The sequence below is a fragment of the Bacillus massilinigeriensis genome, assembly GCF_900117315.1.
GTDB classification, from domain to species: domain Bacteria; phylum Bacillota; class Bacilli; order Bacillales; family Cytobacillaceae; genus Bacillus_BE; species Bacillus_BE massilionigeriensis.
In genome coordinates, this window is record NZ_LT630337.1 from 2,228,006 (window position 1) to 2,247,780 (window position 19,775).

Consider the following 19,775-nt stretch of genomic DNA (forward strand, 5'->3'; position numbering starts at 1 on the left):
ACCGCTAGAAGGTTAGATAGACAATCTATTTCCCATTCTTAATCAAGTTGAAAATGATCTTGGCATTATCTGTATTATCTATTTGGCCATAAAAACGTTCTTTTCCTGGACCATACGCAAATACAGGCACATCTTCTCCTGTATGGCCACCCGTTGTCCAACCAGTGTGTGAACGGCTATCGAAGATTTTCTCAATTGCATTATCAATTGTAGTGACATCCATTTTCGCGGCTGCTATACGAACTGATTCAATTTCTTCTTTTGTAAGTTTTAGTTCAATATATTTGTTAAGAATATCTTCTACCTTTGCACCTTTTGCAATTTCTGCTGCCATAAAATCAGGAGTCTTTTTTGCTGCTTTGATTGGAGCTCCAAACCAATTATAAATACCATTGGCCCCAATAGAATATCCCCCAGTCGAATGATCGGCCGTGGTCACAACTAAAGTATGCTTATCCTTTTTAGCAAAATCAATTGCCGCTTTAAATGCCTTTTCGAAATCCTCCATTTCGCTCATTGCAGCAACAATGTCATTATCATGACCTGCCCAGTCGACCTCACTTCCTTCTACCATGAGGAAGAAACCATCCTTATCTTTTTTCAATCGTTCGATCGCGGACTTTGTCATTTCTTCCAATGATGGAGTATTCTCATCACGGTCGATCATCTTATCCATTCCACCAGCTGCAAACAATCCTAAAACTTGACTATTTTTATCCCTAAGGAGCTGACTCATATTGGTAACATAAGAATAGCCGTCTTTTTGAAATTCCTTGGTTAAGTCCCTATCCCTTCTAATAAATAAATCCTTTCCTCCTCCGAGTAGTACATCAATTTTATGCTTTCCATTTATTCTTTCATCAAAGTAGTCATCTGCAATGGCATTCATATTCTTTCTTGAAATATCATGTGCTCCGTATGAAGCTGGAGTGGCATGAGTTATCTCTGAGGTAGCTACTAATCCTGTTGCCTTCCCCTTTTCCTTAGCCGCTTCTAATACGGTTTTCACTTCCTTTTTATCATTGTCTACAGCAATTGCCGCATTATATGTTTTAATTCCCGCGGACATCGCAGTTGCGGCTGCTGCAGAATCCGTAATATTTTGAGCAGGATCCTCTGGGTAGGTCATTTGGTTACCGACAAGATAGGAGTCAAATGCAGTTTTCTCTACTACATTCGTTTTATCATTGTCTTTTAAATATCGATAGGCTGAAGTGTAAGAAACGCCCATTCCATCTCCAATTAAGAAAATTATGTTTTTAATTTCCTGCTCCTTTTTTACAGCTTTTGCCTCAGCAAATGTTGAATGACTCCCCACTAAACTTCCAACAACTAGAGCAGACATCATACCTATTGATAACACTTTTTTTCTTAATTTTTTGTTCCCCAATTTTCCAACCTCCTAATAATTGTTTTCCTACACATTTGACTATAAAGGTGAAATATGAATCTATTATTAAGCTACTGTTAATGTTTTCCCCAAAAAGAGTAAATATTTAATTAAAATGCTAGATTCAAACTATTGAAGCATTTTCAGAGAAAATTGGACAAAATCAAGCTCCTCTTGCATATCTTAATAATGGACAAACATATTGGGGGTGAAGCCATGTTCTTCGTTATTAAAAGACAAACAGTGATTATGACAATTGTTGCCTTAATAGGAATTATTTCTGTAGGTTTTTGGTTATATATCGGTTCTGACGATGTTACTGCTTTTAATGAGACTGATGAAGAACCAATACGCGAATATCACATTGTAACAACAGAGTTTAAAACAACTACCTCAGAAGGTAAAGAATTAGAATCCTATCGTTGGGACCCAGGGACTATTTTTGTAGAAAAAGGAGAAACAGTCCGTCTTAAACTACTAGGGTTCAACGGAAAAGAACACCCTTTTATAATAGAAGGAACTGATTATAAGGGAACAGTTTCAAAAGGTGAAGAAACGGTGATTGATGTAAAGTTTGGCAAGGAAGGAATCTATCGCTTAATCTGTTTAACCCATCATGATACAAAAGAAAATGGACCCATGATTGGCTATATTGTCGTAGATTAGATTAAATGTGAATATATTTTGTCTTTCTAAGCATTATTTTTATCATTTTCACTAAGTTTATGATGAAAACAATGCTTTTTTCTATTATTATAGTAACTAAGGAGTTTGATTGTAATACACTCCTTTATATTATATAACAGTTTGAATAAATTTGGATTATTTTATAGTACAGATAGGTACTTTTCGAAATAATAACATTTAGAATTTTTTAATTACTAAACCAATTGAAAGTGAAATACCCTTTAAAAACAGCATGTTCATAATAATTTCACATTATTTGTTCAATATTTCACAATATGTGTGATTTTTATCACTTTAAATCTGTTATAATCAAGTTAAGATTTAAATGTAAACAGATAACACATCAAAAACCATTTATAGAGGTGGAAAAACATGGAACAATGGAAAGGTTTTAAAAAAGGTCCTTGGACTGAAGAAGTTAACGTACGTGACTTCATTCTATCAAACTTTACACCTTATGAAGGAAATGATTCTTTCTTAGAGGGTCCAACTAAAGCAACACAAGATCTATGGAAACAAGTAATGGAACTATCAAAACAAGAACGTGAAAACGGCGGCGTTTTAGATGCTGATACTGAAATCGTATCTACTATTACTTCACATGGACCTGGATACTTAAATAAAGAAACTGAAAAAGTAGTTGGTTTCCAAACGGATAAACCATTCAAACGTTCTCTACAAATCTTTGGTGGCGTGAGAATGGCTAAACAAGCCCTTGCTGAATACGGCTTTGAACTAGATAAAGAAGTTGAACATATTTTCACAGACTACCGCAAAACTCATAACCAAGGTGTCTTTGACGCTTACACTCCAGAAATGAGAGCTGCTCGTCACGTTGGTATTATCACTGGTCTTCCAGATGCTTATGGACGCGGACGTATCATCGGTGACTACCGTCGTGTTGCATTATATGGTGTAGATTTCTTAATGAAAGAAAAACAAAAAGACTTTGCTGTTACTGGTGATGTAATGAGTGAAGATGTTATTCGTCTTCGTGAAGAATTAAGCGAACAATATCGAGCATTAAAAGAACTTAAGCAATTAGCTGCTTCTTACGGTTTCGATATTTCTCAACCAGCTACAAACGCAAAAGAAGCTTTCCAATGGTTATACTTTGGATATTTAGCTGCAGTTAAACAACAAAACGGCGCGGCAATGAGCTTGGGTAGAGTGTCAACCTTCCTAGATATTTATATTGAAAGAGATCTACAAAATGGTGTAATTACTGAGGAAGAAGTACAAGAAATCGTTGACCACTTTATTATGAAACTTCGTTTAGTAAAATTTGCTCGTACACCAGAATACAATGAACTGTACAGTGGTGACCCTACTTGGGTAACTGAGTCAATCGGTGGTATGGCAGAAGACGGACGTTCACTTGTTACTAAGAACTCATTCCGTTTCTTACACACATTGAGTAACTTGGGACCAGCTCCAGAACCAAACCTAACAGTTCTATGGTCTTCTCGTCTACCTGAAAACTTTAAAAAATTCTGTGCGAAGGTTTCTATTGAATCAAGCGCAATCCAATATGAAAACGATGATATCATGCGTCCTGAATATGGCGATGACTATGGAATTGCTTGTTGCGTATCTGCAATGGAAATCGGTAAACAAATGCAATTCTTCGGAGCTCGCGCTAACCTTGCTAAAGCCCTACTATATTCAATCAATGGTAACATGGATGAAAAACATAAAGTTCAAGTTGGCCCAGCATACTCCCCTATTACTGCTGATGTATTAGATTATGATGAAGTAATGGAAAAATTTGATAAAACAATGGATTGGTTAGCAGGCCTTTACATTAATACTTTAAATATCATTCACTACATGCATGATAAATATAGCTATGAAAGTGTTGAAATGGCATTACACGATACTAAGATCCTTCGTACAATGGCAACAGGTATTGCAGGACTAAGTGTAGTAGCTGACTCACTAAGCGCCATTAAATATGCTAAAGTAAAACCTATTCGTGACGAAAATGGTCTTGCTGTAGATTTCGAAGTTGAAGGTGACTTCCCTAAATATGGTAACAACGATGAGCGCGTAGATAGCATCGCTGTTGGCTTAGTTAAAACATTCATGAAAAAGCTTCGTAAGCATAAAACATATCGCGATTCACTTCACACTATGTCTATCTTAACTATTACTTCTAACGTAGTTTATGGTAAGAAAACAGGTAACACTCCTGACGGACGTCGTGCTGGTGAACCACTTGCACCAGGAGCAAACCCAATGCATGGCCGTGATACTAAAGGAGCTCTTGCTTCCCTATCTTCTGTTGCTAAGATTCCTTACAGCTACTCAATGGATGGTATTTCTAATACCTTCTCAATGGTACCTAAAGCTCTTGGTAAAGATGAAGAATCACGTGTTTCTAACTTAGTTTCTATCTTAGATGGTTATACTGCAAAACATGGTCACCACCTAAATGTTAACGTATTTAACAGAGAAACATTATTAGATGCAATGGAACATCCAGAAGAATACCCACAATTAACAATTCGTGTATCTGGATACGCTGTAAACTTTATTAAATTAACTAGAGAACAACAAATGGATGTAATTAACCGTACATTCCATGAATCAATGTAATAATATGAACTGATTGGGGAGACCATTTCTTAATAGGAGGGTTCTCCCCTCTTATACACGAGAGGAGATTTTCATCATGAACGGAAACATACATTCTATTGAAAGCTTTGGAACAGTTGACGGACCTGGAATCCGTTATGTCATATTTACACAAGGTTGCCTTCTTCGCTGCCAATTTTGTCACAATGCCGATACTTGGGAAATTGGTACAGGAAAAGAAATGACTGTTTCCGAGATCATCGATGATTTAAAATCCTACCTCCCCTTCATTGAGGCATCTGGTGGCGGAATTACAGTAAGCGGTGGTGAACCTTTACTTCAAATACCTTTCCTCATTGAGTTGTTTAAGGAATGTAAGAAGATTGGGATTCACACTACAATCGATTCTTCTGGTGGCTGCTACTCTCACGCTCCCGTCTTTCAGGAGCAGCTAAAGGAATTAATGGAATATACCGATTTGATTCTATTAGATTTAAAACAAATCAATCGCAAACGTCATATTTCATTAACAGGTATGGCGAATGATCATATTCTTGAATTTGCTCGCTATCTTTCAGACATCGAAAAGCCAGTATGGATCCGTCACGTACTAGTACCAACTGTTACCGATATCGATGAAGATTTAGAAAAGCTAGGCGAATTTATCGGGACATTAGGGAATGTACAAAAAGTAGAAATCCTCCCATATCATAAGCTTGGCGTTTATAAGTGGGAGACATTAGGACTTGATTATCCTTTAAAAGATATTAATCCTCCTAGTGATGAAAGAGTTCAGCATGCATATGAGCTGTTAACGAAATATTTATAATCAGGAGATTTGTTGATAAAAATCTATCTGCTTTTCCCTGATTTTTGAAGCTGTGCGATATTTTGCACAGCTTTTTTGATTGGAAATATATTTTGAGGTTTGGTATTGTACTGAAAAATGGTCTAAAATATATAATTTTATTGAAAATTGCTTATCGTACTTCTTCCCTTTGACCAGATTTTCTTTTATCCGCGATTATTTTAATTTATCCGCGGGTTTTGATAATATTTCCGCGATAATTTGAATATATCCGCGATTTTTTCAATTTATCCGCGAAAATCCTTATTATATCCGCGATTACTCAAATTCATCATTTTTCCATGGTCACTACCATACCAATTCACTTTCATCTCCCCTCCCACATCAGCCATAAAAAAGACCAATCACTAAGATTGGCCCTTTCTATACTCTCAATTATTCCCTCCACCAACTATCAAACATCGTAGCTGGAAGCTGTCTTTTGTGTTCTGTTAATTTATAGCGTTTTTCAATTACTTCGGCAACCTCAAAAGGAACATCTTTTCCCTCTAAATAATCATCCAGCTGATTATAAGTAATCCCGAGCTCAGTTTCATCCGCTTGACCTGGTTTTTGGTCTAATAAATCTGCTGTAGGTACCTTTAAGTACAACTGCTCGTCTGCTCCAAGCTCACGTAGTAGCGCCTTCCCCTGCCGCTTTGTTAAACCGGATAATGGGAGAAGATCAGAACCGCCATCGCCGTATTTTGTATAAAACCCGGTAACAGCTTCGGCTGCATGATCTGTACCTACAACAAGTAAGCCTTCCTGTCCACCAATGGCATACTGAGCAATCATTCTCATCCTGGCTTTCACATTTCCTTTATGGTAATCCCTAAGGAGCTCCCCTTTTGTAATCGAATTATACTCCTCTTGAACCTTATCCACTGAATCTTTAATATTAAAAATATATTCCTCATCCGCCTGGATGAAATTCAAAGACATTTGAGCATCGTCCTCGTCATGCTGTACTCCATAAGGGAGTCTTACAGCTATGAATTTAGCAACATAGCCTTCTTCTCTTAGTTCTTCTACAGCTAGCTGGCAAAGCCGACCTGCAAGAGTGGAGTCCTGCCCTCCGCTTATCCCTAATACCAAGCCTCGAGAATGAGTCATTTTTACATATTCTTTTAAAAAATTTACTCTAGAGCGAATTTCTTCCTTTGGATCAATAACAGATTTTACGTTCAGGGCATTAATTATATGTTTTTGAATAGTCAACCGTCTTTCCTCCATTTCTTATTACTATTTCATATTTAATTAGAAATGAAAACTTTGTTTCACCTTTTCTATATTTTTCATCTTGTTTTCCCAACACTTTTGACTTAAATCCACTGGGTATTTTTCAGGATTTAATGACCGCTTGTATTCATCCCATAATAGTTCAAGATTTTTTGTGGCATATTCTTGTATGGTTTGAAGATTTGGAAGCTGATAGACTAATCTTCCCTCTTTGAAAATATCTTGATGTAGCTCCCTTGCTTCAAAGTCTGTTACAAACTTGCTGATATATGTATGTACAGGATGAAACATCTTTAATCGATCCTCTTCTTGAGGATTTTCATCATCTAAGGTTATATAGTCCCCTTCAGATTTATTATTATTTTTGTTGATTATTCTATAAACCTTCTTCATACCTGGAGTGGTTAGTTTTTCGGGATTTCCACTTATTTTAATCGTATCAGTCATTTGTCCCTTTTCGTCTTCAATCGATACAAGCTTATAGACTCCCCCTAAAGCTGCCTGATCAAAAGCAGTGATTAGCTTCGTCCCTATCCCCCACATATCAATTTTTGCACCTTGGGCTTTTAAATTCATAATTGTATATTCATCTAAATCATTAGAAGCAACAATCTTTGCATTTGGAAAGCCTGCCTCATCTAACATTTTCCGGGCCTTTTTCGAAAGATAGGCTAAGTCTCCACTGTCTAAACGTATCCCTATAAAATTGATTCTGTCCCCAAACTCCTTTGCAACCTTAATAGCCGTTGGTACCCCTGACTTCAATGTATCATAGGTATCAACCAAAAATACACAATCCTTATGGGTTTCTGCATATTTGTTAAATGCGATGTATTCATCTTTATAAGCCTGTACAAGAGAATGGGCATGTGTGCCTGATACAGGTATCCCAAATAGTTTCCCTGCTCTTACGTTAGAAGTCGATTGAAATCCCCCAATATACGCTGCTCTCGTTCCCCAAATGGCCGCATCCAACTCGTGAGCACGTCTTGAACCGAATTCCATTGCCACCTCATTTCCGACCACTTGCTTGATTCTAGAAGCTTTTGTTGCAATTAATGTTTGATAATTAACGATATTTAATATAGCTGTTTCGATGATTTGTGCCTCTGCCAGTGGTGCCTCTACTCTTAATAAAGGCTCATTTCCAAAAGCAAGCTCTCCTTCAACCATTGAACGAATATTCCCTGTAAAGCGGATCGTTCTTAAATAATCGATGAACTCTTGCCCATACCCAACCTCTTTATGTAAATAGTCAAGGTCAGTTTCACTAAAATGAAAATCATCTAAGTACTGAATGACTCTTTCTAGCCCAGCGAAAATCGCATATCCATTTCCGAATGGAAGCCTGCGAAAATACACATCAAAAACGGCCTTTCGATTATGAATTCCATCCTTCCAATAGGCTTCTACCATATTAATTTGGTACAAATCTGTATGTAATGTAAGACTATCATCTTCATAACGAGTTTTCATTTATTATACCTCCTGAAATATTCCACCTTATATACATTGTTTGCAGTTAAGTGGATATCATGTACTCTATCAATACCTATGATAACACTCTATCCGTAGAGTTTTCTCTCATAAACTTGTTATAAATTTTATCATAACAAAATGAGAGATTGAATGATAATGAAAAAACTTAGGGAAATCACTGTTTTTTTATTTTTATGCTATTGACAAATTTTTCTGTAAACTTTATAGTATCTAATGTAAACTTAATAACCAGAATGGTTTACATATTGTTGGGAGGAATACATATGACAAAAGAGAAACAAAAGCTGCGTTCGATGATTTTGACCGCCCTTTTTGCGGCTATTATAGGTGTATTAGCGCAAATTACGATCCCGCTACCCCTAGTTCCAATTACGGGTCAAACCTTGGCAATAGGATTAGCTGCAACCATTCTTGGCTCACGTTATGGTACTTTATCTGCTATCCTCTATTTAATTATTGGGGCAATTGGCGTCCCAGTTTTTGCTGAGTTTTCAGCCGGGATATCCAAAATATTCGGACCCACTGGCGGTTATCTTGTCGGTTTCATTCCTGCAACCTTCTTGATTGGATATTATCTAGAAAAGACAAGGTTTACACTTTTTCATGCATTTATCGCAAACCTAATCGGTATGATTGTAACTTTGATTTTCGGTACTATTTGGTTAAAGATTTCTGCAGAGCTTACGTGGACTGCAGCCATAACAGGTGGGTTCACTCCATTTGTTGTTGTTGGAATCATTAAAGCTGCATTGGCTGCATGGCTTGGAATTATTATTCGTAAAAGGCTATTATCCGCAAGACTACTATTTTCTACCAGTTCAAACATGAAACAATCTGCATAATATCGGGTTATCGCCTAAGATTGATTTCTAATTCCTTAGGTGATAGCCCTATTTTTTTTCGAAAATGTGAATCCTTTAGTGATTTCTATACGTATTATTAACTATTAAATTGATTCCTTACATATTATTATATATAATATTCTACATGCCCTTAATTAGAGGTGAAAAGTTTGATTACAGGTATTATGGAGTTTAATGATTTTTCAACTATATACACTTTGTATGTAGGGATTGTTTTTGGTCTGACACTGAGATATATTTGGAGATGGAAAATTAGTGGTTCATATATTGACTCCATTTATACATCTACTGAGTTGACCTTAAACCTTAACAATTCAACATTCTGTGATAAAGGGCTCATTAGTTTCAACCCGATCTTACACTTTATCATCAGATATGTTAGAAAGAAATACTGCTCAACGGATGATCCAGAAGGTCCATATTTCCTCTATCAACCATAGAAATACATTTAACATTTTAGGAGGAAAAAAGGAAACATGAAAAGAAATAAAAGTTTACTATTGGGTTTATTACTTTCGATTACAGTAATTTTTCTATCTGCTTGTACAACACAGGCAACCACACAAACGGGGAATAACGATGGCTTTTTCCACAATGTATTTGTGGAACCGTTCAGCTATTTATTACAAGGGATTGCTGAGATTTTCAATGGAAGCTACGGATTAGCTATCATTTTAATGACTTTATTAATCCGTTTTGCCTTAATGCCATTGATGCTTAAACAGTATAAAAACCAACAGCATATGAAAGAAAAAATGGAACTTCTTAAACCAGAAATGAATGAAATTCAAATGAAATTGAAAAATACAAAGGATCAAAAGGAACAGCAAAAACTTCAACAGGAAATGATGGGTTTATATAAAAAGCATAATGTAAATCCCCTTTCCATTGGTTGCTTACCTATGTTGATTCAAATGCCTATCTTGATGGGATTCTATTATGCAATAAGAGGTTCTAGCGAGATAGCGAACCATACTTTCCTTTGGTTTAGCCTTGGACAACCAGACATTTGGATTACAGCAGCTGCCGGTATCATTTACTACCTTCAGTTTAAAGTATCCTCTTCAACCATGACAGCAGAGCAACAAACTCAGATGAAATTTATGGGATTACTTTCACCAATTATGATTGTTATGTTTTCACTTAATGCACCTGCTGCACTTCCGTTATATTGGACAATTGGTGGTACGTTCTTAATTATTCAAACATACATTTCGAAAAAGATGTATTATTCTGAGCCTAATAAAGAAACAAAACCAAATAAAGCATAATATTTTTAAAGGCAGATTCTAAATTCAAGAATCTGCCTTTTCTATTTGCATAACAGCTTTTGCTAAAAACTCCAAGGAGTCCAGTAAATCATTATAGAATTTTCCCTAAACTATAGCCGAAAAACGCTAACAAAATACCTACTGTATATGTAATGATGATATAAAAAAGAAATTCCCTCTTTTGTTTTTGATTCAAAAGCATGATTGCATCTACCTTAAAGGTGGAGAAAGTCGTAAATGCCCCCATAAAACCTGTTCCAAATAATCCGTATAGTGGTTTACCCACATTTAAACCTAGGATGAAGCCCAATAAAAAAGAACCTACTAAATTAACGATAAGGGTTCCAACAGGAATTTGCCGCTTTAGTTTCTTTCCATAATTACTAATAACAAATCGACAAATCGCACCAAAAAATCCTCCAATGCCAATGAGTAAAATATGAATCATCCGTTTTCACCCTGTATTTTTCCTTTTCTAAAATGAAACCCCCATGAGGCAAATGCTATTCCACCAATTAGACTAATGATAATATAGATGAATGCTCTCAGTAATAATCCTTCCTCAATAAATGTAATGGTCTCGACACTTAAAGTCGAAAAGGTAGTATAAGAACCAACTACTCCGGTTCCTATTGCAGTAATAAAATATGGATGAATGTTTGTGTGATTTGTAAGATGTCCAGTAATCCAACCTAAGACAAAGGCACCAGTCAAATTGACAAAAACGGTACCGAAAGGAAATCCAGTTCCTAGAAAGTGGATGGATAAGCTAGATACAAAATAACGGAGCAAACTTCCAACCACTCCCCCTAATCCAACCAGCAAATATATCAACCTTGGTCTCTCCTTTCTTTATACTTCCATGAGAAAAGAGGCCTCTAAAAGCGAGACCTCTAAGTCGGTTAGCAAAATGCTCTAGACTTCCTCAAAATAGTCCTTGTAAAATCCTCCAACTTTTCCACTGTTATCAACAATAAAATAAAACTCTTCAGTTTCGTTTTTCACTTCATAAATTTGACCTGGAGTTAATGCATGATTAACAATGTATTTTTCAGCATTCGTGTGAACGCATTTTACCCTCTTTTTCGTCTCTGTTTTATTCCAATTTAAATGAATCATATATGACACTCCTTCAAGAATTTCTATTTCTAAGTATAATGAATAACCGAGTAGTTGTCTAACAGCTTTTCTAGATTAGAAAAACACTATTATTTAATATTTTTTGAAAAATTGGAAAAATGGGTTTTCAAAATTGGAAAAAACCATTACAATTAATTAAAGTTTAATAATTTCACCCTTTACCAGGAGGTATGCTGATGAAGATTCTGAGTAATGAACAATTGGTTTTCTCGTATCGTGATGCATTAAAGTCAGGTAAGGATCAGGAATGGGCAAAGTTATTAAAGGAAGAAATTCAAAAGCGAGGACTGAAACCAGTCATCATTAATGAAAATTAAATAAATGAATGCTAAAAACCACCAATTCCTCAGTGCTTTGGTGGTTTTCTAATGTTTATGATTTTATCATTAATATTGGTACTACTGAATAAAATGGGCAATTTGCGTCACGGTAAATGTAACACCAACTGCAATGACAGTAGGTATGATAAAAGCCAAAAACATCCACTTGATACTTTTGGTTTCTTTGTAAATATTGAATAAGGTTGTGCCACAAGGATAATGCAGCAAGGAAAAAAGCATAGTGTTTAAGGCGGTTAACCAAGTCCATCCATGTTCAATAAAGATGCTTTTTATTTGAGTCAAATCTTCAATTTCTGTTAATGCCCCAGTTGATAAATACCCCATCAAAAGAATCGGAATCACGATTTCGTTTGCAGGCAGACCCAAAATAAATGCTAACAGGATAAAACCGTCTAAGCCTAATGTTTTTGCCAATGGATCAAAGAAGTTTACTAGATGCATAAGTATACTCAGATCCCCCATTTGAATATTCGCTAATACCCAAGTTAATATACTAGCTGGTGCTGCAACGATAATGGCTCTTTTTAATAAGGAGAGGGAACGATCGATGGAAGTATGAAAAATTGTATCCCAAAACTTTGGACGACGATATGGTGGCAATTCCAGTGTGTAATGAGTTGGGATCCCTTTTAACAACGTCTTAGACAGGAGAAAGCTAACCTGTAAAGTGACGGCTATTCCTATCAATACCATCCCAACTAGGGTCAGTGTTGTTATCAAGGGCTGAGTTCCTACGGAAAAACCTGATGCCATAAATAAAGTGGCTATTAAGATAAGAGTGGGCCATCTACCATTACAAGGGACAAAGTTATTTGTTAATATTGCAAGCATCCTCTCACGTGGTGATTCAATAATTCTTGTTGATATTATTGCTGCTGCGTTACATCCGAATCCCATGGCCATCGTTAAAGATTGCTTGCCGTGGGCTCCAACCTTTTTAAAAATCCGGTCTAAATTAAAGGCTACCCTCGGTAAATATCCATAATTCTCAAGGAGTCCAAATATAGGAAAGAAGATGGCCATAGGAGGGAGCATCACACTAATCACCCATGCTGTCCCCCGAAACAATCCTAAGATAAAAACCCCGTTCACCCATTCAGGGGCATGAAGAAATGCTAACCATTGGGATAATATTGTTTCTACAGAATTAAAGGCATCTGCTAGCATCCCTGAAGGAACATTCGCACCAGCTATTGTAATGTAGAATATGACACCAAGGATAAGCAGCATGATTGGGAAACCTAACCATCTTGATGTAAAAAGAGCATCAAGCCTTTGAGTACGGCCATTTATTTGAGTATTTCCCATTTTTACTGCTGTGTCACATATATTTTTACTAGTTAAATATATTTGCTGCACTATTTCATCCTTATAATTCTCATCCACATGGTCTCGAAAATGGTCTAAGATTTGCATGTAGCATCCTCCTCCAATCTATTTTCAAGTGACCGGAGGAAGGTTGTATCACCCTCGATAATTCGCAATGCAATCCACCTTAAGGGATACCTCCCTCCTATTATTTGCTCTAATTTAGGAGTAAGTTCTGTAATTTTGGCTTCTAATTCATCACTATATTGAATTTTAAGAGGGACTGCTTTAATTTTTCCTTCAATCATTTGATCAAGTGTATCTAGTAATTTAGGGATTCCCATTTTTGTATGTGCTGAAATTTTTATAACAGGGACTCCTAATCTTCTCATGATTTTTCCTTCATCAATATAGATGTTCTTCTTTTCCGCTTCATCTATTAAATTAATACAAATAATTACATTTTCCGTCATTTCAAGTACCTGCAATGCTAAGTTTAAATTTCTTTGCAATGAGGTGGCGTCCAATACAACCATCGTAATATTCGGTCTTTCAAATAGGATATACTCCCTAGCCACCTCTTCATCAGGAGATTCTGTTAGTAATGAATAGGTTCCTGGTAAATCAATTATTTTATATTCTTTATGTTTATATGAAAAATCTCCCTCGAGTAAATCAACCGTTTTTCCAGCCCAATTTCCTGTATGCTGACGTAAACCTGTAAGTAGATTAAATAAAGTACTTTTTCCTGTATTTGGGTTACCGGCTAAGGCTATTCGAAAAGAGCTATTTGCCATCATGAATGACCTCCCCTATGATTTGGCTACTTTCTTCTTTTCTAAGAGCTATTATTGTATGATTTACATAAAATGCAACTGGATCACCTAGTGGGCTTTTTTGTAAAACCTTTACCTTTACCCCTGTCAAAAATCCAAGGTCCATTAATCTTCTTCTCATAAAACCCGTTAATTGAAGACGTTTAATTATTATCTCATCCCCTACCTTTACTTCAGAGAGGTCAACCGTTTTTGATGATTGCAACACATCATTCCCCCTTTTTTCCTTTATTCCCTTCATTTGACATCGATTATTTTCTTTATGTATATTCTGTTTATCTAAAATGTTTCCTATAACCAACTTTATTGTATATAGACATTTTTATTGAATATAGCTATATTTTTTTGCTCAAAAAAACAGAGTGGCATGAAACCACTCTGTAACGAACCTTTAGAATTATGCTTCAAATAATAATGACTCAGGATCCTCAATTAACTCTTTAATTCTAACGAGGAAGGTTACCGCTTCTTTTCCATCAATAATTCGATGATCATAAGAAAGGGCTAAATACATCATTGGACGATTTTCCATTCTTTCACCATCGATTGCAACAGGTCGCAGCTGAATTTTATGCATACCCAGTATTCCAACCTGTGGACCATTTAATATTGGGGTTGATAGTAAGGATCCGAATACACCGCCATTTGTAATAGTAAATGTCCCTCCTTGAAGATCACTTAAAGAAAGCTTATTTGCTCGAGCCTTATTAGCAAACTCCATAATATCTCGCTCAATCTCTGCGAAATTTTTTCTGTCAGCATCCCTTACGACGGGAACGACCAATCCTTCATCGGTAGAAACGGCAATTCCTATGTCATAATACTTTTTCAAAAGGATTTCATTCCCTTGAATTTCTGCGTTCAATAATGGCGATTTCTTAAGTGCCGCAACAACGGCCTTAGTGAAAAAAGACATAAAGCCAAGTTTTACATCATTTTCCTCTAAGAACTTATCCTTACGTCGCTTACGCAAATTCATAACATTGGTCATGTCAACCTCATTAAAGGTCGTTAACATGGCAGTTGTTTGCTTGACTTCCAATAATCGATTTGCGATTGTTTGGCGTCGCCGAGTTAATCGAATTCTTTCAACAGGCTTACTGCTTTCATTTGATTTATCTATTGTTTTTTCTACATTCCTTTTCTCCTTAGGAGCCTCTGTAGCCTTAGTCTTTACTGCTTGATAGGCAGCGACATCCTGTGCGCGAATTCGGCCAAATGGATCAATGGTCGGCACATTTGTAAGATTAATGCCTTTTTCCCGAGCTAATTTACGTGCTGCTGGTGAGGCGATTGGGCGATCAATCTTTGTTAGGTTATCCTCTTCAGATTCAGGTTGCTCATTTTGAACATGTACTGTTTCCTCCACTATTGCCTGATTGACTTGTTCCGTTTGTGAAGGAGCTATACTTGCTGGTGATTCCTCCTTCCCTTCACCAACGATGGCGATTGCTTCTCCTACCTTTACTGTATCTCCTTCTTGAAATTTTACTTCTTGTAAAACTCCACTGTATTCTGAAATAATTTCAACGTTTACCTTATCAGTTTCTAATTCAACAATGTAATCTCCCTTAGCAATAACATCCCCAGGTTTTTTTAACCATTTTGCAATGGTCCCTTCACTGATTGATTCAGCTAATTCTGGAACGACGATTTCCGCCATCTTAATTTCCTCCCTCTTCCTTTCGGGTAAATACTTTCTCTATTATTCTTGCTTGTTCTTTTTTATGGATATTTGGATCACCTTCTGCAGGGCTGGAGCGACGTCGTCTACCAATGTAATTCACTTCAATTTCTTCCCCTGCAATATGCTTTAGACGAGGTTCAACAAAATTCCAAGCCCCCATGTTCTTAGGTTCCTCTTGAATCCATACAAATTCTTTTACATTTGGATAGAGAGAAACAATTTTTTGAATGACTTCAAATGGGAAGGGATAAATTTGCTCCACACGTAAAATATGAATCCAATCCAGTGTCTCTTTATCCTTATTCATTTTTTCCTCGAGCTCAATCATGATTTTTCCAGAACCAAATACGATTCTTTCCACCTTCTCAGGATGATTTCCTAAACCTTTTTGTTCTAAAATTGTCCGGAATTTCCCTTCAGAAAGATCTTCTGGGCTTGATGAGACAAGTGGATTTCGTAATAAGCTTTTTGGCGACATTAAGACTAATGGACGAACCTCTTCACGACCTAATATTGCTGCTTGTCTTCTTAATATATGGAAATATTGAGCCGCGGACGTTAAATTTGCCACAGTCCAGTTATTTTCAGCGGCTAACGTCAAGAAACGTTCCATTCTTCCACTGGAATGCTCTGGACCTTGACCCTCATAACCATGTGGTAGAAGCATAACAAGGCCTGACTTTTGTCCCCACTTTGCACGACCGGCAGAAATGAATTGGTCAAACATGACCTGTGCCGCATTCGCGAAATCTCCATATTGCGCCTCCCAAAGAACTAAGGTTTCAGGAGCAAACACATTATAACCATATTCAAATCCTAAAACAGAGCCTTCTGATAATGGGCTATTATAAATCGCAAACGATGCCTTTGCAGTGGATAGAGTGTGTAAAGGTGAGAACTTTTTACCTGTCATATAATCATGTAGTACTAGATTTCTTTGTGCAAAGGTTCCACGTTCAGAATCCTGACCAGTGAGTCGAACTGGTGTACCTTCAGAAATAATAGACGCAAATGCTAACGATTCTGCTAGTCCCCAATCTATCTTTCCATTCGCTTCTAAGGCATCTCTTCGTCGATTTAATATTTTTTCTAGCTTACTATAAACCTGGAAGTTTTTCGGCCAATTTAATAATTCCTGATTAAACTTTACTAATTGATTGAAATCCACCGCAGTATTTACTTTTGGAATCCCCTTTTCAACCGTTACCGGTGGATTCATTTCCGTTAGCTCCATTCTTTTTTCAGGTACTTTATCATAAGCCTCCTTTAGCTTGGATTGAATGGATTCATCAATTTCCTTTGACTTATCCTCTGAAAGCACTCCTAGCTTCTTTAGCTTTATTTCATATAACTCTTTAACTCTAGGATGTTGATGGATCAAATTATACATAACCGGATTGGTATTCATTGGCTCATCCATTTCATTATGTCCGTATCGCCGGTATCCCACTAAATCTATTAAAATATCTTTGTGAAACTGCGCGCGGTACTCCCAGGCCAGCTGCCCGACTAAAAGACATGCCTCTGGGTCATCTGCATTAACATGGATGATTGGAATTTCATAACCTTTAGCTAAATCACTGGAATAACGTGTTGACCTTGAGTCACGATATTCAGTTGTAAAACCAATCTTATTGTTTGCGATAATATGAATGGTTCCACCAGTACGATAGCCTTTTAATTGGCCTAAATTTAATGTTTCAGCAACAATCCCTTGTCCTGGAAATGCTGCGTCACCATGAATTAATATAGCTAATGCCGAATTTACATCCTCTTTTGCATATCCCTTTTCCGTTCGACTATCCTGTGCTGCTCTAGTAAATCCTTCTACGACAGCACCGGCGAATTCTAAGTGGCTTGGATTATTTGCAAGTGTTAGACGAGCCTTTGTTGTATTTTCCTTTTTAATATGGCGATCGATTCCTAAATGATACTTGACATCTCCAGTCCAACCAAAGTTTATCCCAATAGAACCTTCAGAAGGAACAAGCTCCTTATTTGGTGCATGTTGGAATTCAGCAAAAATCATTTCATAAGGCTTTCCGAGTACATGAGCTAATACATTTAATCTACCTCTATGAGCCATTCCAATATTTATGGCTTTAGTACCCTCTTGAACAGATTCAGATATGATTTCGTCTAAAATTGGTACAAGTGTATCCAATCCTTCAATGGAAAAACGCTTTTGACCAACATATGTTTTATGAAGAAACCTTTCAAAAGAATCAACTTCAGTTAATCGTTTATACACCCTTAATCTTTCTTCGTTCGAAAGCCTTGGAAGTAAGCTGCCACTTTCAACCTTTTGCCTTAACCATAATTTTTCCCGAACATCATGAACATGATGAAACTCAAATGCAATTGTGCCTGTGTATACACTTTTTAGATACTGTATAGCTTCGTAACCGTTTTGAATATAAGAGGGTGCGTCCATACAAATAAAACTTGCAGGAATCTTTTCCAAATCCTCTTTATTTAGGTCATATGAAGCCATATCAATTAATTCATCATTTCTTTCATGGTCATTCAGTGGATAAATATTTGCCGCTAAATGTCCAAATGACCGAATTCGGTCAGAAAGATGAACAGCATTCAAGAATTTATTCATCGTTTGAAGTGAAGGCTGTGACTTCTCTTCAATGGGTGATGCGGAATCTACTGGAGGAGCAGGAATATGTGGCGGTCCCCATTCATCAAAATACTTCCGCATTTCTGGATCAACAGAAGCAGGATCAACAACAAACATTTCATATTGCTCAATAACATAGCCAAGATTTGGTCCAAGGAACCCTTGCCAACCAGGAACCTCACCAGTTTTAGGCTTTCCCATGAAAAATACCCCCAAAATCTTATCTTTCAATATTATTTTTATTAACAAGTTTTATATCTGAAAAAACAACTATGCTATTAATTGCGAAAAATTGAATAGTAAAATTTTTCAGAGTATAAAACGTTTCCAATGTCATTTTAACATGTTAATTAACGTTCCACAAAAGTTTTACTCACATTTATAGTGAAAACTTTGATTTTTATATGGAAATAATTTCTTATACTGATAAACTTTCTTAAAAAATATTTTAATCGCATTCTTTGATTCTAATTATTATTTTAAATGCACAAAAAAAGCCGGAATCCCGGCTTACAATAAATCTATGATATGAACATAATGATCTTTTGGAGAATGAGGATAGTTTCTTTTTTCATGCAAATTTATTTTTGTCGTTTCCTTTGAAGATATTGGAGAATCCACATGTCCACACGTCGAGCTTTTCTGTAACACGTTTCCAACCACAATAAACTCTATTCCATCCTCAGGTGTATAAGTGAAATTTTCATCGTTGATGGAATAGCGATGATGACAATTATTAAATTCTTGCATACCTTTATTCCCTCCAATATTTATCCCTATTACTATTATATCGATTTTATTTTATTATTGGATGGTAATTATTAGAATCTTTTGAAAAAAATTTGTCTAATCTCTTCTTGTTTTTTTATTATGTATAAAAAATGGAAAAATAGATAAATTATGATTGATATCAGTTTAGGAGGAATGACGAAAGTGAACGTTGGACGAGCAAAAGAAATCTTGATGAGTGCGGATATGCATGCTGTTTCCTATGAGGGAACCCCAGTTATCATACAAAACGTCGATGAAACAACGAAAATGGCAAGAATATATTATAAAACAAATCCTTCTGAGGAAAGGGATGTTCCTGTTTTAAATCTAATTGAAGAAATATAGCCAAGTATTATGGACCATTTATGATTCATTTTAGCTCTCATAATAAAAAGAATATTCTAAAAAGACATTGACATATAATACTTTCCTATAGTAAAGTGTAGTAAATTCATAATAACAATTTCTTATCAAGAGAGGTTGAGGGTCTGGCCCTATGATGCCTCAGCAACCATCAAAGCGTCCATATTTTGCTTTGAAAAGGTGCTAATTCCAGCAAGTTTTGTGAAAAACTTGACAGATAAGAAGAACGGCTAACGATTGATTATTAAAGTCTTCTTCTTATAGAAGACTTTTTTTATTTGTCGATATACGGGTTAAATATCCCACTTCTTATCTTTATCAAA

General features: G+C 36.1%; 19 protein-coding genes and 1 riboswitch. Of the genes, 7 read left to right on the forward strand and 12 right to left on the reverse strand.

The window, feature by feature from the left end:
• Positions 1 to 25 precede the first annotated feature (25 nt).
• Positions 26 to 1,390 carry an alkaline phosphatase gene (locus tag BQ6100_RS11120; protein WP_097677914.1) on the reverse strand — a complete coding sequence of 455 codons (1,365 nt, stop codon included), beginning with the start codon at positions 1,388 to 1,390 and terminating at the stop codon, positions 26 to 28.
• A gap of 216 nt (positions 1,391 to 1,606) precedes the next feature.
• Between BQ6100_RS11120 and BQ6100_RS11125 the strand changes: the two genes are divergently transcribed.
• From BQ6100_RS11125 to pflA, 3 genes are all read left to right on the forward strand, one after another.
• Complete coding sequence (locus BQ6100_RS11125) at positions 1,607 to 2,056, forward strand: cupredoxin domain-containing protein (RefSeq protein ID WP_075981699.1); 450 nt, start codon at positions 1,607 to 1,609, stop codon at positions 2,054 to 2,056.
• 393 nt (positions 2,057 to 2,449) lie between these two features.
• Positions 2,450 to 4,675: a formate C-acetyltransferase gene (gene pflB, locus BQ6100_RS11130; protein WP_075981700.1), complete on the forward strand. Its 2,226-nt coding sequence runs from the start codon at positions 2,450 to 2,452 to the stop codon at positions 4,673 to 4,675.
• Between the two features lie 73 nt (positions 4,676 to 4,748).
• Entirely contained in the window at positions 4,749 to 5,483 is a 735-nt protein-coding gene (gene pflA / locus BQ6100_RS11135) for a pyruvate formate-lyase-activating protein (protein ID WP_173719906.1), read from the forward strand.
• 414 nt (positions 5,484 to 5,897) lie between these two features.
• Here the strand turns inward: pflA and nadE are convergent, their stop codons facing one another.
• Both nadE and BQ6100_RS11145 read right to left on the reverse strand, forming a co-directional pair.
• Positions 5,898 to 6,722 (reverse strand): ammonia-dependent NAD(+) synthetase, encoded by an 825-nt coding sequence (gene nadE, locus BQ6100_RS11140; protein WP_075981702.1) that lies wholly within the window; start codon positions 6,720 to 6,722, stop codon positions 5,898 to 5,900.
• 39 nt (positions 6,723 to 6,761) lie between these two features.
• Positions 6,762 to 8,219, reverse strand: coding sequence for a nicotinate phosphoribosyltransferase (locus BQ6100_RS11145; RefSeq protein ID WP_075981703.1), 1,458 nt, complete (start codon positions 8,217 to 8,219; stop codon positions 6,762 to 6,764).
• A gap of 287 nt (positions 8,220 to 8,506) precedes the next feature.
• Here BQ6100_RS11145 and BQ6100_RS11150 point away from each other — a divergent pair, with 287 nt between their 5' ends.
• Complete coding sequence (locus tag BQ6100_RS11150; RefSeq protein ID WP_075981704.1) at positions 8,507 to 9,085, forward strand: biotin transporter BioY; 579 nt, start codon at positions 8,507 to 8,509, stop codon at positions 9,083 to 9,085.
• 497 nt (positions 9,086 to 9,582) lie between these two features.
• A complete protein-coding gene (gene yidC / locus BQ6100_RS11155) occupies positions 9,583 to 10,377 on the forward strand; it encodes a membrane protein insertase YidC (RefSeq protein ID WP_075981705.1) in 795 nt (264 codons plus the stop codon).
• Between the two features lie 91 nt (positions 10,378 to 10,468).
• On the opposite strand, the gene crcB (BQ6100_RS11160) is transcribed toward yidC, so the two are convergent.
• The 3 genes from crcB (BQ6100_RS11160) to BQ6100_RS11170 form a co-directional block, all read right to left on the reverse strand.
• Entirely contained in the window at positions 10,469 to 10,825 is a 357-nt protein-coding gene (gene crcB, locus BQ6100_RS11160) for a fluoride efflux transporter CrcB (protein ID WP_075981706.1), read from the reverse strand.
• Complete coding sequence (gene crcB, locus BQ6100_RS11165) at positions 10,822 to 11,211, reverse strand: fluoride efflux transporter CrcB (protein ID WP_075981707.1); 390 nt, start codon at positions 11,209 to 11,211, stop codon at positions 10,822 to 10,824. Before crcB (BQ6100_RS11165) ends, crcB (BQ6100_RS11160) begins: the two co-directional genes overlap by 4 nt.
• A gap of 81 nt (positions 11,212 to 11,292) precedes the next feature.
• Positions 11,293 to 11,496: a DUF6501 family protein gene (locus tag BQ6100_RS11170; RefSeq protein ID WP_075981708.1), complete on the reverse strand. Its 204-nt coding sequence runs from the start codon at positions 11,494 to 11,496 to the stop codon at positions 11,293 to 11,295.
• A 197-nt stretch (positions 11,497 to 11,693) separates the two neighbouring features.
• On the opposite strand from BQ6100_RS11170, the gene sda reads away from it, so the two are divergent.
• Positions 11,694 to 11,834, forward strand: coding sequence for a sporulation histidine kinase inhibitor Sda (gene sda, locus BQ6100_RS11175; protein ID WP_075981709.1), 141 nt, complete (start codon positions 11,694 to 11,696; stop codon positions 11,832 to 11,834).
• 81 nt (positions 11,835 to 11,915) lie between these two features.
• Here sda and BQ6100_RS11180 read toward each other — a convergent pair whose 3' ends face one another.
• The 6 genes from BQ6100_RS11180 to BQ6100_RS11205 form a co-directional block, all read right to left on the reverse strand.
• Positions 11,916 to 13,274 (reverse strand): nucleoside recognition domain-containing protein, encoded by a 1,359-nt coding sequence (locus BQ6100_RS11180; protein WP_075981710.1) that lies wholly within the window; start codon positions 13,272 to 13,274, stop codon positions 11,916 to 11,918.
• Complete coding sequence (locus BQ6100_RS11185) at positions 13,262 to 13,966, reverse strand: FeoB small GTPase domain-containing protein (RefSeq protein ID WP_084780341.1); 705 nt, start codon at positions 13,964 to 13,966, stop codon at positions 13,262 to 13,264. Before BQ6100_RS11185 ends, BQ6100_RS11180 begins: the two co-directional genes overlap by 13 nt.
• Positions 13,953 to 14,207: a FeoA family protein gene (locus tag BQ6100_RS11190; RefSeq protein ID WP_097677915.1), complete on the reverse strand. Its 255-nt coding sequence runs from the start codon at positions 14,205 to 14,207 to the stop codon at positions 13,953 to 13,955. The genes BQ6100_RS11185 and BQ6100_RS11190 overlap by 14 nt, the downstream gene beginning before the upstream one ends.
• A gap of 192 nt (positions 14,208 to 14,399) precedes the next feature.
• Positions 14,400 to 15,665 (reverse strand): 2-oxoglutarate dehydrogenase complex dihydrolipoyllysine-residue succinyltransferase, encoded by a 1,266-nt coding sequence (gene odhB, locus BQ6100_RS11195; protein WP_075981712.1) that lies wholly within the window; start codon positions 15,663 to 15,665, stop codon positions 14,400 to 14,402.
• A 1-nt stretch (position 15,666) separates the two neighbouring features.
• Positions 15,667 to 18,519: a 2-oxoglutarate dehydrogenase E1 component gene (gene sucA, locus BQ6100_RS11200; RefSeq protein WP_075981713.1), complete on the reverse strand. Its 2,853-nt coding sequence runs from the start codon at positions 18,517 to 18,519 to the stop codon at positions 15,667 to 15,669.
• Between the two features lie 309 nt (positions 18,520 to 18,828).
• Positions 18,829 to 19,068, reverse strand: coding sequence for a hypothetical protein (locus BQ6100_RS11205; protein ID WP_075981714.1), 240 nt, complete (start codon positions 19,066 to 19,068; stop codon positions 18,829 to 18,831).
• A gap of 174 nt (positions 19,069 to 19,242) precedes the next feature.
• On the opposite strand from BQ6100_RS11205, the gene BQ6100_RS11210 reads away from it, so the two are divergent.
• Complete coding sequence (locus tag BQ6100_RS11210) at positions 19,243 to 19,434, forward strand: H-type small acid-soluble spore protein (RefSeq protein WP_390622405.1); 192 nt, start codon at positions 19,243 to 19,245, stop codon at positions 19,432 to 19,434.
• A 119-nt stretch (positions 19,435 to 19,553) separates the two neighbouring features.
• Positions 19,554 to 19,676: riboswitch (SAM riboswitch) on the forward strand.
• Positions 19,677 to 19,775 lie beyond the last annotated feature (99 nt).